Origin of the sequence: Caproicibacter sp. (genome assembly GCF_046707225.1) — a bacterium.
Lineage (GTDB): Bacteria > Bacillota > Clostridia > Oscillospirales > Acutalibacteraceae > Caproicibacter.
Genome location: NZ_JBJKOP010000026.1, coordinates 128,490 through 144,913 on the forward strand (window position 1 = coordinate 128,490; position 16,424 = coordinate 144,913).

A 16,424-nucleotide genomic window follows, 5' to 3' on the forward strand; every position below is an offset into this window, starting at 1 on the left:
AAAGATAAACAGGCTTCTGTGCAGAGAATCTCATTTTGGATGGATTACAAGGAGGTAATTATGATTACACTGGTCCTATTGATTATCGGTATCAACATTGTCTATGTTTCCATCAATACCCTGCGTACCATTCTCGTGATTAAAGGGCAGCGCCTTTTTGCCTCCGTGATTTCGGTCTTTGAAGTCGGGGTTTATCTGTTTGGGCTTACGATCGTATTGAAAAACCTCGACAAGCCGGTTAACATAATCGCTTACTGTATCGGTTACGGCGCGGGCGTTTATATTGGCAGCCTCATTGAGCAATACCTTGCGCTGGGGTATGTGGAATTTCAAATTATCGTCGATTCCGTGGAACAGGATCTGCCGCGCCTTTTGCGGGAAAAAGGGTACGGCGTAACCTCGTGGAGCGGGGAGGGGAAAGACGGTTTACGGCTGATTCTGCATGTTCTGGCCAAACGGAGCAATGAAAAAAAGCTGATGAAATATTTGAATGAAATTGCTCCGAACGCTTTTGTGATCTCTTATGAACCGAAAAATTTCATCGGCGGGTTCTGGACAAAAAACATACGGAAGTTTTGAATTGCTTTCGAATTTCGCCGCTCGGAGAAATGCCTCCGGGCGGCGCTTTTATGGGCTTCGGAAGCATCTGGCGCTGTCGGACTGCCCGCGGGCCGTAAGAAAAGAGCGCGGCAGGGCGAAACGGGGTATGCCGGACTTGCCGAAATTTCAAATTTTATTAAAATTTGCGGTATTTGTCTAATAAATGGGTTTTTGTGACCGATACATGTTATAGAAATGAAATAAAATCGAGGGATAAAAATTGTTAAAATTATCACACAAAAGAAAATTTACTCAAAAATCCATTAAAAGAACTCTTCTGATTCAACTTATTGGTTTTGCGGCGCTGATCAGTATTTTATGCGGCGTAGTAAATTCAATCATTCTTTACCAAACCGCTATGGATAATATGAATAAAAGAATCAGCGAAAGTGCGACTGCATATAATCACTCGGTTCAGAACGCAATTTCGACTTATAAAGCGGAAATTGAGTCGATCGCGGCGGACCCCATCATTACGGATATGAGCAAGACGGATAAGGAACGAGAAAATCAAAGGAACGCTTTGGCAAAAAAATATGGATTCGACTCAATTGTTGTGACAGACGCCGCGGGAAACACATCAAACGGAGCCCATGTGGAAAAACGCGAGTACTTTAAGCAGGCGATGGCGGGAAATACATTTTTCTCCTCGACTCTTGTCGGTTCGGTAACCAAAAAGACAGAACTGATCATCGCGACAAAGGCCGACAACAACCAATATAACGGCGTTGTTTACGGGATGTTATTAAGCGATATCTTCAGCAAAATGATCAGCGATGTTTCGATTGGTCAAACCGGTTATGGCTTTATGGTTGACAAAGACGGAAAAGTGATTGCACACAAAGACCAGTCGGTAGTGACGAAATTTACAAATTATATTGATATGGCAAAGAAAGACGGCACCTATTCCAGCGCCGCCTCCGCAATACAAAATATGATACAGGGCAAAAGCGGGACGCAGTCCTTTCAATTAGAAGGCAATGACTTAACGGTTAGCTATCAGCCGATTCCGGATACGGACGGATGGTCGATCGGCGTTGTGGCAAAAACCTCTGAAATGCTGCAAAACTTTTATATCTCCATTTCCATAACACTCATTTTGATGATTCTCTTTATTCTCTTATCGATATTTATGGCGCTGAGAATTGCAAATCCCCTTGTTACCCCGATTGTTAGTTTGGCGCACAGAGTCGAACAGCTTTCGGACGGTGACTTGCACTCCGAGGTTCCGCAGGTTAACACACAGAACGAAATCGGTGTATTGTCTGCCTCATTCACGAGCACGGTGCAGACGTTAAACGAATATATTGAAGAAATTTCGCAGGTATTAAATCACCTGGAGCGAGGGGATTGCACCGTAACCGCCGTCCGGGAGTATAAAGGGGATTTCATAAAAATCAAAAATTCCCTGCAAAACATTGTGTCAAACCAGAACGACATCTTCGGCAAAATCAGGCTGTCTTCCGACCAGGTGGCTAACGGGGCAAGCCAGATATCCGATGCAGCGCAGGCTTTGGCACAGGGCGCGACCGAGCAGGCAAGCTCCATTGAACAGCTGTCGGCTTCAATCACTGAGGTAAATACAAAAGTGAATCACAACGCCGACAGCGCCGCGACGGCAAATGAGTTTTCAAAGAAAGCATCCGCTGAGATTGAACAGGGCAACCAGCAGATGCAGCATATGGTTGACGCAATGAGTGAAATCGACGAATCTTCCAGTCAGATTCAGCAAATTATTAAGGCGATTGAAGACATCGCGTTTCAAACCAATATTCTCGCACTGAACGCGGCCGTGGAAGCGGCGCGCGCGGGCTCTGCGGGGAAGGGCTTTGCGGTTGTAGCGGAAGAAGTCCGCAACCTGGCAAGCAAAAGCGCCGACGCCGCGAAAAACACTTCAAACTTAATTGCGGCCTCTTTGACAAGTGTCGGCAGGGGAAAAGAAATAGCGGATAAAACCGCAAAATCGTTTGGCCTGATCACGGAGCTGGTTGAAAAGGTTGGCGAGCTGGTGAATAATATTTCATCTGAATCCAACGAACAAGCAGCCTCCATTCACCAGATCATGTTGGGTATTGACCAGATTTCCGCGGTTGTTCAAACGAATTCCGCTTCCAGTGAGGAAAGCGCCGCGACCAGCGAAGAATTGAGCGGACAGGCACAGGAACTGAAAAACACATTAGCTGCAATTAAGCTGAAAGATTCCTCGAACGGTCAAAACTAGTCCTTACCATCTGTGCAAAAATGGAATGAAATGAGGCGGAATGCTGCGAATGCAGCATTCCGCCTCAAATTTTATCCCGCCGTCAGGCCTGTTTTCTCATCGCGGATCGTCATGAAATATGTACGGGCACGCCGTTTACCTCGACTCCTTCCTCCGCGCGGATTAAAATATATTTGGCGCCGTCGATGACCCGGGTTTCCACCAGGTCGCCGCGCTCCGGGTTTACGCGGATCGTCACGTCGGGGGTGCGAACCTCCAGCTGCTTCATGTCGATCAGATTCCGCGGACTGATCTGAGTTTCGGAGCCAAACTCTTCGTCGTATTTTTCTTCAAACGCGGTTACGCGGGTCTCGGAAAGTCCGCAGGAAGCAAGAACTCCTTTTACCGTGCCCTTTGAAACGACCAGCGGTTCTTTCTCTTTGCTTGCCTTGTGCTCCTCGATCATTTCGGATAATTGCTCGTGAACCGCCTGAACGACTTCCAGACTGCATTCTTCCGCGACGGCCTCGCCCAGGATCGACTGAAAGGTTTCTTTCTGGACGGCGGCCGGCATCGGGATTTCGCTTTTAAACACGGTATCAACGAACTCCGCGTGGTTTTCCTCAATATTACGGGAATAATAGAGGGCGCTGTAGATGTTGGCGCTGCGGTCATCGAAAGCCGGGAACAGGAAGCCCAGCTCCGGGGGAGAAACAACCCAGTCCGCCGTAATATTGCGGAAGGTGTTTTCGGAGACATAATACCCGAGCGCGGGTTTTCGCGGCTTTACCGGGCAGATGCTGCACAGAAAATAGGAATAGATCTCCGAAGAGTCCTCCTGCGCTTCTCCGTCCTTCGCATAGAAAGGAATGTCGTACTGATCCGACGCCAGAAGAATCAGATAATTTCCTTCCATTCCAAGGGTTTCAATAATACGGCCGTAGAATTCGCGCACGGCGGCGTCATCCTTCAGCGCGGATTCTCTGAGCGCCATGAGCAGCTTGTGCTCCTCACCCTCCAAAACCTGCCGTGTCGCAAACTCAATATCAATTAAATTTTTTCCGACCGTGCCGGACAGCGTTTTTTTCAAAATCGCCAGAAGCTCTTCGGATTCCTCCTGAGGCATCAGGCCGAGCGGCTGGCTGAACTCTGAAACAATTTCTCTCTGATCATTGACATAGCAGCCGCGAATCCGGGTAATATTGCTTTTATCCGGACGAAAGCGGCGGCGGATTTCCGCAATTTCTTTTTCGTTCATTCAGATCCCCGTTTCCTATCGTTATTATTGTCCTGAAATATTATTATAGGATGAAAAAACGATTTTGTCATCCTGCCCTGCCCCTTGCGTCCGTAAAAAGAAAGCGGTATGATAAAACGGAATCAGGAAAAATATACCGAAACGGGGGGAACGTCAATGGAAGAGGAGAAAAAGCAGGGGTCGGTCGAACTGAAAAAGTTTATCATCGCGGTTGCGGCCGCGCTGATCGGGGTGGTCGCAATCGTGGGAATCGCTTTCAGCGCATTTTTCCGGCTGTCAAACAGCGGCAGGACGAGCGGAGCGGCGCAGAATCAGTCCGGCGGCGATACCATTACAGTCTCCTATACGCAAAAAGACCGGGTGGTTCCGGATTTGGCGGAAATCAGCTTCGGAGTGGTCACGGACGCAAAAGAAGCCGGGGACTGTCTTTCGCAAAACAGCACGGATGTCAATCAAGTGGTGCTGGCAATCAAAAAGACAGGAATCGAGGAAAAGAACATTCAAACCAACGGCTATTCGCTGACGCCGCGGTACAGCTATACGGATGGAAAAGAAGAGATGGTCGGTTACGAGTGCAGAACCGACATTGCAGTAAGCGGAGTCTCCATTGACAAAGTCGGGACGGTGCTCGACGGGTCGGCTGCGGCGGGGGTCAACAAGATTGATTCTGTTCGGTACAGTTACAGCAAGTACGACGACGCCTACAGTACCGCGCTGACGGAAGCGACAGGCAAATGCAGAGCTTTGGCCGATAAAATTGCCGCGAAAAACGGAGTCGGCGTGAAAGGCATCAAAGCGATCAATGAGAACAAGGAAGGCTCCGCTCCGCCTGTCGTTTACAACTCGTCGATGAAACTGACGGCGGACGCGGCGGAATCGTCCACACAGGCGGCGGCGGGGCAGATCGACGTGAACGCGTCGGTTATCATTACCTATGAGATCGAAAAATAAAGCGTATGCCAAGCTTGCCCTCATCTTTTAAAACGGTGGGAGCGGCGTTTGCAAAGGCGATGAAGGAGAGTTTTCGGAATGTCGGTCAGGGGCTTCATGGAATTCGTGGAAATACGGACAAAGGCCGCAAGCGTGATCCCTTTTTTGCTTGGAACCGTTTATGCCCTTCACCGGTTTCGGACTTTTCATCTGAAAAATTTTGTTCTGATGCTGGTTTCTCTTCTCTGCATCGACATGGCGACCACGGCGATCAACAACTATATGGATGAAAAAAGGGCCTGCAAAAAGCGTGGAGCGACGCATCCCGCGGCTGAAAAATACGGTTTTGGGAAGGCGGCGGCTCTCGCGGTGATTTTCGCCCTGCTGCTCGTGGCCGCGGCCTTCGGCCTGCTGCTGTTTCTGAACACCGACTTTGTGGTGCTGGCCCTGGGGGCGGTTTCCTTTGCGGTCGGCGTGCTGTATTCGTTCGGCCCCGTTCCCATCTCCCGCACGCCTTTCGGCGAGCTTTTTTCCGGCGCGTTTATGGGGGTTCTCATCCCGTTTCTCGCGTTTTATATCCAGACAAATCACCTGGGCCTGCTTCGTTTGGCTTTGCAGGGCGGCGTGTTCCGCATAGCGGTCAATCTGCCGGAGGTCTTTTATGTTGTTCTGGTTTCGCTGCCCGCCGCCGTCGGAATCGCGAATATCATGCTTGCGAATAATATCTGCGATATGCGGGAAGACGCTGAAAACGGAAGATACACGCTCCCGATTTATCTTGGAAAATACAACGCGCTGAAGGTTTTTGCGGCCCTGTACTACACGGGCTATCTGGCACTGGCGGTTCTGCTGGCGGCCGGGGTCGTTCCGCCGGTTTGCATCCTTGTGTTCGGCACTTTTGTGCTTGTGCGAAAACGAATCAGGGCTTTTCGGGAAAAGCAGAGCAAGAAAGAGACCTTTGTGCTGTCGGTCCAAAACTTTGTTCTGATGAACGGCGCTCTTGTTCTCACACTGGCCGTTTCCGTCGCGGCGGGGGGCGTTTTGTAAAAGCCGCAGGAGAATCTCCGGCGGAGAGAAGTCTTTTGCGGAGCAGTCCTGCTGCGCGGTGGCGGCAGACCCGGAAATTGAAGCGCAAAGACGCCCGTGTGTCTGAGAACCTTTCAGGCATGCGGGCGCTTTGCGCTTGGATGCGGGATCCGGATTCATGTTTCCGAATCCGCACTTTTTCGGGTTGAAAGAATATTATATTGGTATCACTGAGAAAGGAGGGCGCAAGATGGATTGGATGAGAGGATCGTACGGCAATTCGCTCGGGCTGGCCGGACAGCAGACCTGCCTGAAGGATTACGGGCCGGAACCTTTTGTCGTTAATATTGAGAAGGCGACTCTTTGTAACAGAAATTACCGTACCGCGTTGTGGACAGGCGAAAACCTGCAGGTAACGCTGATGTGCATCTGTGCCGGGGATGATATCGGGCTTGAAATTCATCCCGATGTCGATCAGTTTATACGAATCGAGTGCGGCCGGGGAATTGTTAAAATGGGGAACGAAAAAAATCAGCTGACTTATGTCAGAAGAGTCTGCGACGGCGACGCGATTATGGTACCCGCCGGGACGTGGCACGACGTGATCAATACGGGTAACTGTCCGCTGAAGCTGTATGCGATCTACGCGCCGCCGGAACATCCCCGCGGAACGGTACAGGAAACGAAGGCGGAGGCTTTGGCGGCGGAAAGGCAAAATGATTCTTCAAAGTAAAGGGAAACTGACGTCCGTTTTCTTCGGCGTCAGTTTTTTTAAGATTCGGCGTCCGGCCTTTACGAAAATGGAAAAAATGGGTAAAATGAAATAGACCGTTTCTCCGAATGAACAGAAAAGGAAATGGAAAATCTATGAAACCTCAAATTGCCTTTCATAAGGTGTTTTACCGCAGCGGTGAAAAAGCAATTCTGAAAGACCTTTCGCTTGAAATATTCCCGGGCGATTACATTTCGGTTGTCGGGCCGTCGGGAAGCGGAAAAAGCACGTTTTTAAAACTGTGCTGCCACCTGATCAGCCCGACGGAAGGCAGCATCCTGATCAACGGGGCCGATGCGATGAAGCTGGACCCGGTCGAACTGAGAAAAAAGATCGGTTACTGCTTCCAGACGCCGGTTCTCTTCGGCAGGACGGTGGAGGACAACCTGAGCTATCCCTATCGGCTTCGATACCGGAAGATGGACGGGGACCGGGTGAACAAACTTTTTTCGCTTTTTCAAATGGACCCGGATTATTTAAAACATGAAATTGTAAATTTATCGGGTGGGGAAAAACAGAGGATCGCGCTGATCCGCTCCCTGTTGTTTCAGCCGGAGGTGCTTCTGCTGGATGAGGCGACTTCGGCGCTGGATCCTGAGAATACGCTGATCGTCGAGCGTGTGATCCGGACGCTGAATCAGGACGGCGTCACGGTACTGTGGATTACCCACAATCCGGAACAGAGCAGAAAATACGCCGGAAAGCTGCTTGCGATTGAAAACGGCGAAATCAAATCGATGGAGGCGCTGAAATGAACACAGCCAATATCAGTTTTTCCTCTCTGATGATCGCATCGCTGCTTGTATTCGTCTCGCTGCTTTTTTCCTATTTTCAAAAGTTGAAGCTGGAGAAAGAAATTCTCGTCAGCGTCCTGCGGGCGGTCGTTCAGCTGATTGCCGTCGGATATGTCCTTCAGTATATCTTCGGGCTCGAAAATCCTCTGTTCACTACGCTGTTTGTGCTTTTGATGACGTTCAACGCTTCCCATAACGCCGCGAAGCGGGGAAAAGGAATCCGGAACGGCCTTTTGATTTCGTTTGTCTCCATCGGGGCGGGGGCGGGGGCCACTCTGGCGGTTCTGGTTGCTTCGGGCGCAATCCGCTATGTGCCCAATCAGATCATTCCCGTCGGGGGAATGATTATCAGCAACGCTATGGTCGCGCTGGGCCTTTGCTACCGGCAGATCACAGCGGATTTTCAAAGCCGGAGGGATGAAATTGAAACCAAGCTTTCCCTCGGCGCAGATATTCTGCCCTCCTCCATCGAAATCATCCGTGATTCCATCCGGACGGGGATGGTCCCGACCATAGATTCCGCCAAAACGTTGGGAATCGTTTCGCTTCCCGGAATGATGACGGGGCTGATTCTGGCGGGCACGTCCCCCGTTCAGGCGGTGCGTTACCAGATTATGGTGACCTTTATGCTTCTTTCAACAACCGCGGTCTCTTCTTTTCTGGCCTGTTACCTTTGCTACCGGGGCTTTTTCAATGACAGAAAGCAGCTTGTTTAGAATTTGACCGGACACGCTTTTCTGCTGCACCGGCGAAGCGGTGCGTTCCTCCCCGCCCAGACCCGGAACGCGCCTCTAAACGCCGGCGAAAGCGGGTGAAAGCTTGCGGGCGCTGAGGTAATATGTGCTTTGCTTCGATGCTTTGGACGATGCGAACGGAATGGCAATTATGATCCGGTAGGTGAATTTTGCATCGAAAGGCATGATGACTTGCATTTTACCGAAAAGCAGGGTATAATGAAAATGTTATTTTCGCCCGGATTTTGATGAAAAGAAACGGAACTGGACGGGAACCCCATCTGGAAAGCCGTCCCGCATAAGCACATGGAGGAATTCAAATGGAAATCAAGAAAGCCGCAATGATCGGTTTGGGGGCAATTGGGTCGGTCTATGGAAAATTGCTTCATCAGGCATACGGAGACGACTTTGCCGTAATTGCAGGCGGCGCGCGCGCCCAGCGGCTGAAGAAAAACGGCATGAAAGTCAACGGGCAGCCCTTTTTTCCGTGTGTCGCGGAACCCGGAGCGGAATTTGCGGCGAATCTGATCCTTGTCTGCGTTAAAAATTATCAGCTCGACCAGGCAATCGAGGATATCCGCGGATTTGTCGGCCCTGGCACGGTGCTGCTCCCGCTTCTGAACGGCGTGACGGCAAAGACACGCCTGAAGCACGCGTATCCGGAAAACGCGGTTCTGAACGGGCTCTCCATCTATATCGACGCGGTAAGGACGGAAAGCGGCGTCGTGAACACCAAGAACGGAGTGATTCAGTTTGGGGAAGACGACAATGCGGTTTTATCCCCCGAGGTCGCCATTGTAAGGGACTATCTGAACGGCGCGGGCATTAAAACCGAAGTTTGCCCGGACATGATCCGCGCGGTCTGGAAAAAATGGATGATGAACGTCGGAATCAACCAGGTTTCCGCCATCACCCGTTCTCCGTATGGGAAGATCGCGTCGGTTCCTTCCACGCTGCAACTGTTTCACGAGGCGATGATGGAAGTCGTCGCGCTTGCTAAGGCTTCCGGAATTGATTTGAGCGAAGCGGACGCCAGAGAATTCGAAGCAATGATGGGAAATTTTTCGCCGGAAGGAAAAACCTCCATGCTGCAGGACGTCGAGGCGAAACGACAGACGGAAGTCGATTATTTTGCCGGGACGGTTGTGGAGCTGGGAAAGGAGCTGAAGGTTCCGACTCCCGTAAACCACGTTTTGCTTTTGCTGCTTCAATCCATTCAGGCTGTTTATTAAACAAACGCCCCGCCGCGGCAGAAGCCACGGCGGGGCGTTTGGGTTACTCCGCTGTTTAGGGGTTTTTCGGAAGTCCCGGAAAATCGAGCGTTGCGAAATAGTCCGCGGGGGTCTCGGCGCGGCGAATCAGATCGAAGGAACCGTCCTCGCGGAGAAGAACCTCCGCACTGCGCAGCTTTCCGTTGTAGTTGTAACCCATGGAGTGCCCGTGCGCGCCCGCGTCGTGAAGCACAAGAAGGTCGCCCATATCGATTTTCGGCAGCATCCGGTCAATGGCGAATTTGTCGTTGTTTTCGCATAAGCCGCCGGTTACGTCGTACTTGTGGTCGCAGGGCGCGTTTTCCTTTCCCATGACGGTGATGTGGTGATATGCCCCGTACATTGCGGGACGCATCAGGTTGGCGGCGCAGGCGTCCAGACCGATATATTCCTTATAAATGTGCTTTTCCCGAATGGCCTTCGCAACCAGAATTCCGTAAGGCCCAAGCATGAAGCGGCCCATCTCCGTGTAGAGCGCCACGTCCCCCATCCCCGCCGGAACAAGAATTTCGTCGTAGACTTTTTTAACTTCGCGGCCGATTTTCAGAATGTCGGGCGGGGTTTGACCCGGACGATAGGCAACGCCTACTCCGCCGGACAGATTGATAAAGGAAATATGCGCGCCGGTTTCGCGGTGCAGATCAACCGCCAGCTGGAACAAAACCCCCGCCAGAGCGGGATAATATTCGTTTCCGGTTGTGTTGCTGGCAAGAAACGCGTGAATCCCGAAATTTTTAGCGCCCAGTTTTTGAAGTTTTTGAAAGCCTTCCGTCATCTGCGCCCGCGTGAAACCGTATTTGGATTCTCCGGGGTTGTCCATAATGGCGTTGCTTGCCTTGAAAACTCCGCCCGGATTGTAGCGGCAGCTGATCGTTTCCGGAATGCCCGCGAGCCGCTCCAGAATCTCGATATGCGTAAAATCGTCCAGGTTGATGGTCGCGCCCAGCTTTGCGGCCAGCAGAAAATCTTCGTCCGGCGTGTCGTTGGAGGAAAACATGATCTCTTCGCCCCTGAGCCCGACCGCGTCGGAAAGCATCAGCTCCGTCAGGGAAGAGCAGTCCGCGCCGCAGCCTTCCTCTTTGAGAATTTTCAGAAGGGTCGGGTTCGGGGTTGCCTTCACTGCGAAATATTCCCGGTAGCCGGGATTCCAGGAGAAAGCCTTTTTGATTTTTCGAACGTTTTCCCGAATGCCTTTTTCATCATAGAGGTAGAATGGAGTTGGAATTTTCTCTTCGATTTCTTTCAGCTTTTCCAGTGATACAAAAGGTGTCTTTGTCATGCTTGCTCCCTTTCCTTTGTCAGCTCAATCAGCCGGATTTCGTTTTTCAGGTCTTCTTTGAACAGGCTGACCAGATTGTCTTTTTTGGAATACAGACAGGTCGAGTTTTCCCCGTCGTCCAGATCGCCGGTCAAAACGCTGGAGGAATCGGCGATCAGCCGGATTTGTTTTTGCTTTTTTTCCGTGCAGTAAACGGTTGCGCCGGGCAGGTCAAGCGGGTGGTCGGTGATGACGACGACTTTCAGCCCGCGCTCCGTCATGCCGCGCAACTCCGGCAGAATCCGGACGATCAGCTCCGCCGACATCGAAGCGTATACCCTCTCCTCGGCCCCGCGCAGAAGATTTCTCATTTTCAATAGGATGTGTTTTTCCCCCGCGACGGTAATGTACCCCTCGGAGTCCGTACGGCGCTTCGGCTGCAGCAGGCTCAGCTCCTTGGCGTCTTTCTGCAGGCTGTAAATGCAGTTGCCGCAGAATTCCGCAACGGGGACCGGCGTATACCGCGCCGCGGCGCCTTCCATCAGCCGCGCCGCGCCCTTTTCCACAAGGCCGGAAAGCGCCGAATAGGCGTTGGAGCGGGAAATCCCCGTCACCTTCGCCGCCTCGTAGCCGGTCAGGTCCCCCTGCGAAAACAACGCCCAATAGAGTTTTGCTTCCTGTTGTGTCAGCCCGAAATGGGTCAGCAGTAAAACGGAATCCATCACGTCACTCCAATTAGTGTTACTATATAGGAACACTATATTAAATTTAACGGCGCTTGTCAAGAAGGATTCGTAAAAAACAAAAAGATTTTACATTTTGTGTGATTTTATCACATACAAACCTTGTAGGTGTGGTTATAATAAAATCACAAGAAATAAAACTGAAAGGAAGAAAACAATATGGCAGTTGTAACGGTAACACAGGATAATTTTGAATCTGAAGTTTTAAAGGCCGATAAACCGGTTCTCGTGGATTTTTGGGCGTCTTGGTGCGGCCCCTGCCGCATGGTTTCCCCGATTGTGGATGAAATCGGCAACGAATCCGACGGAAGATATATGGTGGGGAAGGTCAATGTTGACGAACAGCCGGATATTGCGGCGAAATATAATATCATGAGCATCCCTACTCTGATTGTTTTCAAAGACGGCAGGCCGGCCCAGACTTCGGTCGGGGTGCGCAGCAAGCAGGATATTCTTTCAATGCTGGATTAAGTTACTTCTCTCCCCCTTTTTGGTTTGATCATGATAATAAAAAGATCCGAAGAGCCGCTGTTCCGGCCCTTGCGGGTCTTTTTGCATTCTGCCATAATAATGAAAAGGGGGTAAATCCATGCTTCAAATTATATTGGGCGATATAACCATGCAGAAAGCGGATGCGGTCGTAAACGCGGCGAACTGTTCGCTGCTGGGCGGCGGCGGGGTCGACGGCGCGATTCACCGGGCGGCCGGACCGGAGCTGCTGATAGAATGCCGGGCGCTGCACGGCTGCGAAACGGGAAAGGCAAAGATTACCGGCGGATACCGTCTGCCCGCGAGATTCGTTATTCACACGCCCGGACCGGTCTGGCGCGGCGGAGCCTGCGGGGAAGATGAGCTGCTGGCCGGCTGTTACCGCGAAAGCCTGGTTCTTGCCTCGCGCAATGGCTGCGCAACGGTCGCGTTTCCATCCATCAGCACGGGAATTTACCGATTTCCGCTGAAAAGGGCCGCCCGTATCGCGGTTTGTGAAATCCTTGCTTTTTTACAAAACGACCGTGTCGTTCGGGAGGTAACCATGGTTTGCTTTGACGCTGAAACCAAGTCCGCCTACGAAGCGGCGCTGAGGGAGCAGATTGGCCGCTGACATTCAACTTCTCTTTCAACAGCAGGATGTTTTTTGCCTTATTTCACAAAAATTCTCCCGTAAAATTTCATTTACGATAATTCCAATTCCGAAAAAGATTGATTGAAATTTAACTAATTCGGGTTTATAATGAAATTATTGGAATTCTGTAATGAAATTAAGGAGGAGTTTTATGGAAGCAACTATTTTCGCACCAATCGGAGCTGTCGTTGCGCTATTGTTTGCGTGGTACCTCGCGGTCAAAGTCTTGAAAGCGGATGAAGGCAGCGGCAAGATGAAAAAAATTTCCCTTGCGGTGCGCAGGGGCGCGAATGCTTATCTGAAGCGTCAGTACACCGGTGTCGCGATTTTTTTCGGGGTTATGTTCATTGTTCTGCTGATCATGGCGTTCGCGGGATTCCTGACAATATTCGTTCCGTTCGCCTTCCTGACCGGCGGCTTTTTCTCAGGCCTGTCGGGATTTATCGGGATGAAAATTGCGACGAATGCAAACGACCGCACGACGAACGCCGCGCAGCACAGCTTAAACTCCGGCCTGCACGTCGCCTTTTCGGCGGGCGCGGTCATGGGGTTTGTTGTGGTAGGATTGGGGCTTGTCGATATCTCCTTCTGGTATTATTTCCTGAAATTCTGGTACTCGAACCCGGCGCATCTCGCGGCGGTTGCGGGGCAGGCGCTTGAAGACGCGCAGGTTCAGGCCATTACCACGGCGATGCTGACGTTCGGCATGGGCGCTTCCTCCATGGCGCTGTTCGCGCGTGTGGGCGGCGGTATCTTTACAAAGGCAGCCGATGTCGGGGCCGACCTGGTCGGCAAGGTTGAAGCCGGTATCCCGGAAGACGATCCGAGAAATCCCGCCGTCATCGCCGACAACGTGGGCGACAACGTCGGTGACGTCGCCGGCATGGGCGCCGACCTGTACGAATCTTATGTCGGTTCCATCATTTCAACGGCGGCCCTCGCTTCCGCGGCGGGGCTCGGTTTCAGCGGAGTAAGCATTCCGATGGTCATGGCCGCGGTCGGGATCGTCGCTTCCATCGTCGGCACTTTCTTTGTCAGAACCAAAGAGGGCGCGACGCAAAAGAATCTTCTGACCGCGCTGCGGCGCGGCACCTGGATCAGCGCGCTGCTGATCGCGATTGTATCCTATCCGCTGATCCGTTTCGGTCTGGGCGCCGATAAGACCGGACTCTACTTTGCCATTCTGTCCGGGCTGCTCGCAGGCATCCTGATCGGTATTTCCACCGAATATTTTACTTCCGATACCTATCAGCCCACGAGGGACCTTGCCGCGGATTCTTCCGGCGGACCGGCTACCGTGATAATCGGCGGGCTTGCGCTCGGAATGAAATCCACTGTTTTTCCGGTCGTGATCGTCGGCGTTTCCGTACTGGCGAGCTATTTTGTTTCCGGCGGAGCGGCGGACTTTAACCACGGATTGTACGGCATCGGCCTGTCGGCCGTCGGCATGCTTTCCACGCTTGGAATCACGCTTGCGACGGACGCTTACGGTCCTGTGGCGGACAACGCGGGCGGTATTGCCGAAATGTCGGAACTTGGCGAAGAAGTGCGCGAACGCACCGATGCGCTCGATTCCCTGGGAAATACGACGGCCGCGACCGGCAAGGGATTTGCGATCGGTTCCGCCGCGCTGACGGCGCTTGCCCTGATCGCCTCCTATATGGATTCGGTCAAGGTTCGCGATCCCTCCTTTCAGTTTAACCTGAGCATTACGAACCCGATCGTTCTGGTAGGTCTGTTTATCGGCGGGGTTCTTCCGTTTTTGTTCTCCGCGTTTACCATGAACGCGGTCGGACGCGCCGCGCAGAGCATTGTGAACGAGGTTCGTCGGCAGTTCCATGAAATCACGGGCCTGATGGAAGGAAAGGCGGAACCGGATTACGAAACGTGTGTCGATATCTGCACCCGTTCCGCCCAGAAAGAGATGGTGGCTCCCGCTCTGGTTGGAATCGCAACGCCGATCGTTGTCGGCCTGATTCTGGGTGTAAACGGCGTGGTCGGAATGCTGGCGGGCGCTACGGTGACCGGGTTTGTCATGGCGGTCATGATGGCGAACGCGGGCGGCGCCTGGGACAACGCGAAGAAATACATAGAGAGCGGAAAGCTTGGCGGCAAGGGCAGCAGCGCGCATAAAGCGGCGGTGGTCGGCGACACGGTCGGCGATCCGTTCAAGGATACGTCCGGCCCATCTTTGAACATTTTGATCAAGCTGACCTCCATGGTCTCTATTGTGTTTGCGGGCCTTATCCTTTCACATTCAATTTTTTAATCAAAGTTTGGTCTCTTCGTGTTGACATTGCGGCTTAAAATGCTATAATAACAATCGTTTTGTTTGTTGATGCCGAACACGGAGGGCCCGATGCGGGAGATTGAATTTACCGGGAGACGCGGATCTGTTTTCTCAATCACATGGCCGATTTTTGTGGAGCTTGTGCTTCAGATGCTGGTCGGCAACGCGGACCAGATGATGGTCAGCCGTTACTCCCAAAGCGCTGTGGGCGCCGTCAGCAACGCGAATCAGATGATTGGGCTTTTGATTCTGTTTTTCAACGTTGTCAGTATGGCGTCCACAATTTTAATTACCCAGTATATCGGCGCCGGGAAACCGGAGCGCGCGGAAGAAATCTATTCTTTGTCGCTGTTTGTCAACCTGCTGGCTGGCCTTGGGGTCAGCGGTCTGCTGATGTTTTGCAGCAGGCCGATCTATACCCTGATGAAAGTGCCCGGCGAGCTGATGGACCAGACCTGCTTGTATTCGTCCATCGTGGGCGGCGGAATGGTGTTTCAGTCGCTTTACGTTACCTTCATCGCCTTTTTCCGCAGCAACGCCATGATGAAAGTAACCATGTTCGTTTCTGCTGTTTTGAATCTGGCAAATATCGGGGGAAATTTTATCCTGATCAACGGCTTTTGGGGAATTCCGGCCCTGGGTGTGGCGGGCGCGGCAATTTCCAGTGATATGAGCCGCTTGATCGGGCTTTTTGTGATTGTGCTTTTGTTCCGCAGGCTGGTGGGGTCCCGTATCTCCGTGCGGGCGCTGCGCCCGTTTCCGTTTGAGCAGCTGAACCGTCTGCTGCGCATCGGTCTTCCCTCGGGGGGCGAATCCATCTCCTATAACCTTTCGCAGCTCGCGATTCAGGCGATGTGCAACCTGTTTCCGGTGTTTGTCATCAACACAAAGGCCTTTGCCGGGACTTTTGCCATGATTACCTACATTTTTGCGTCGGCAATTTCACAGGCGACGCAGGTTATGGTCGGCTATCTGATGGGCGCGCGCCGCACGGAGGATACGAACCGCAGGGTGATGGCGACGCTGAAGCTTGCCGTGGCGGTTTCTTTCCTGATTTCCGTCCTGCTTTATTTCGGCAGCGACTGGCTGTTTGGGCTCTTTACCGACGACGCCGGCGTCATTCGGCTCGGCCGGCGGATTCTCGCGGTTGAAATGATTCTGGAAATCGGACGCGCGGTGAATATTGTTCTTGTGGGAGCCTTGCAGGCCGCCGGAGATATCCGGTTTCCGATTTATGTATCGGTGATCGACGTCTGGATTGTGGCGGTCGGCGCGGGGTATTTGCTCGGCGTTTGGGGAGGCTGGGGCCTTAGCGGAATCTGGGCCGCGATGGCCGCGGATGAATGCATCCGCGGCATGGTCCTTCTGATTCGCTGGAGAAGGGGAATGTGGAGATCAAGGAATCTTTTGGCATAAATCCGAATT

The 16,424-nt window shown here is 52.2% G+C and carries 14 protein-coding genes and 1 pseudogene; 12 read left to right on the plus strand and 3 right to left on the minus strand.

Annotated features, from left to right (window positions below):
* Positions 1–60 precede the first annotated feature (60 nt).
* Positions 61–579 (plus strand): DUF2179 domain-containing protein, encoded by a 519-nt coding sequence (locus ACLQ3M_RS04735; protein ID WP_411676550.1) that lies wholly within the window; start codon positions 61–63, stop codon positions 577–579.
* Between the two features lie 388 nt (positions 580–967).
* Positions 968–2,821 (plus strand): methyl-accepting chemotaxis protein, encoded by a 1,854-nt coding sequence (locus tag ACLQ3M_RS04740; RefSeq protein ID WP_411676551.1) that lies wholly within the window; start codon positions 968–970, stop codon positions 2,819–2,821.
* 109 nt (positions 2,822–2,930) lie between these two features.
* On the opposite strand, the gene ACLQ3M_RS04745 is transcribed toward ACLQ3M_RS04740, so the two are convergent.
* Positions 2,931–4,058, minus strand: coding sequence for a DUF4317 domain-containing protein (locus ACLQ3M_RS04745; RefSeq protein ID WP_411676552.1), 1,128 nt, complete (start codon positions 4,056–4,058; stop codon positions 2,931–2,933).
* Positions 4,059–4,214: 156 nt separating this feature from the next.
* On the opposite strand from ACLQ3M_RS04745, the gene ACLQ3M_RS04750 reads away from it, so the two are divergent.
* From ACLQ3M_RS04750 to ACLQ3M_RS04775, 6 genes and pseudogenes are all read left to right on the plus strand, one after another.
* Positions 4,215–5,009, plus strand: a complete 795-nt coding sequence (locus tag ACLQ3M_RS04750) for an SIMPL domain-containing protein (protein WP_411676553.1) — start codon at positions 4,215–4,217, stop codon at positions 5,007–5,009.
* Positions 5,010–5,087: 78 nt separating this feature from the next.
* Positions 5,088–6,035 (plus strand): 1,4-dihydroxy-2-naphthoate polyprenyltransferase, encoded by a 948-nt coding sequence (locus ACLQ3M_RS04755; protein ID WP_411676554.1) that lies wholly within the window; start codon positions 5,088–5,090, stop codon positions 6,033–6,035.
* A 289-nt stretch (positions 6,036–6,324) separates the two neighbouring features.
* A pseudogene (locus tag ACLQ3M_RS04760) lies at positions 6,325–6,747 on the plus strand (cupin domain-containing protein); the annotation flags it as partial.
* Between the two features lie 134 nt (positions 6,748–6,881).
* Entirely contained in the window at positions 6,882–7,541 is a 660-nt protein-coding gene (locus ACLQ3M_RS04765; protein ID WP_411676555.1) for an ATP-binding cassette domain-containing protein, read from the plus strand.
* Positions 7,538–8,296: an ABC transporter permease gene (locus ACLQ3M_RS04770; RefSeq protein ID WP_411676556.1), complete on the plus strand. Its 759-nt coding sequence runs from the start codon at positions 7,538–7,540 to the stop codon at positions 8,294–8,296. Before ACLQ3M_RS04765 ends, ACLQ3M_RS04770 begins: the two co-directional genes overlap by 4 nt.
* A 338-nt stretch (positions 8,297–8,634) precedes the next feature.
* Positions 8,635–9,546: a ketopantoate reductase family protein gene (locus ACLQ3M_RS04775; protein WP_411676557.1), complete on the plus strand. Its 912-nt coding sequence runs from the start codon at positions 8,635–8,637 to the stop codon at positions 9,544–9,546.
* Between the two features lie 55 nt (positions 9,547–9,601).
* On the opposite strand, the gene ACLQ3M_RS04780 is transcribed toward ACLQ3M_RS04775, so the two are convergent.
* Complete coding sequence (locus ACLQ3M_RS04780) at positions 9,602–10,864, minus strand: diaminopimelate decarboxylase (protein ID WP_411676558.1); 1,263 nt, start codon at positions 10,862–10,864, stop codon at positions 9,602–9,604.
* Positions 10,861–11,565, minus strand: coding sequence for a TrmB family transcriptional regulator (locus ACLQ3M_RS04785; protein WP_411676559.1), 705 nt, complete (start codon positions 11,563–11,565; stop codon positions 10,861–10,863). The genes ACLQ3M_RS04780 and ACLQ3M_RS04785 overlap by 4 nt, the downstream gene beginning before the upstream one ends.
* Positions 11,566–11,745: 180 nt before the next feature.
* Here ACLQ3M_RS04785 and trxA point away from each other — a divergent pair, with 180 nt between their 5' ends.
* From trxA to ACLQ3M_RS04805, 4 genes are all read left to right on the plus strand, one after another.
* Positions 11,746–12,057, plus strand: coding sequence for a thioredoxin (gene trxA / locus ACLQ3M_RS04790; RefSeq protein ID WP_066645914.1), 312 nt, complete (start codon positions 11,746–11,748; stop codon positions 12,055–12,057).
* A 118-nt stretch (positions 12,058–12,175) separates the two neighbouring features.
* Positions 12,176–12,688 carry an O-acetyl-ADP-ribose deacetylase gene (locus tag ACLQ3M_RS04795; RefSeq protein ID WP_411676560.1) on the plus strand — a complete coding sequence of 171 codons (513 nt, stop codon included), beginning with the start codon at positions 12,176–12,178 and terminating at the stop codon, positions 12,686–12,688.
* A 172-nt stretch (positions 12,689–12,860) separates the two neighbouring features.
* Positions 12,861–14,978: a sodium-translocating pyrophosphatase gene (locus tag ACLQ3M_RS04800; RefSeq protein ID WP_411676561.1), complete on the plus strand. Its 2,118-nt coding sequence runs from the start codon at positions 12,861–12,863 to the stop codon at positions 14,976–14,978.
* Between the two features lie 90 nt (positions 14,979–15,068).
* Positions 15,069–16,415: an MATE family efflux transporter gene (locus ACLQ3M_RS04805; protein WP_411676562.1), complete on the plus strand. Its 1,347-nt coding sequence runs from the start codon at positions 15,069–15,071 to the stop codon at positions 16,413–16,415.
* Positions 16,416–16,424: the final 9 nt, after the last annotated feature.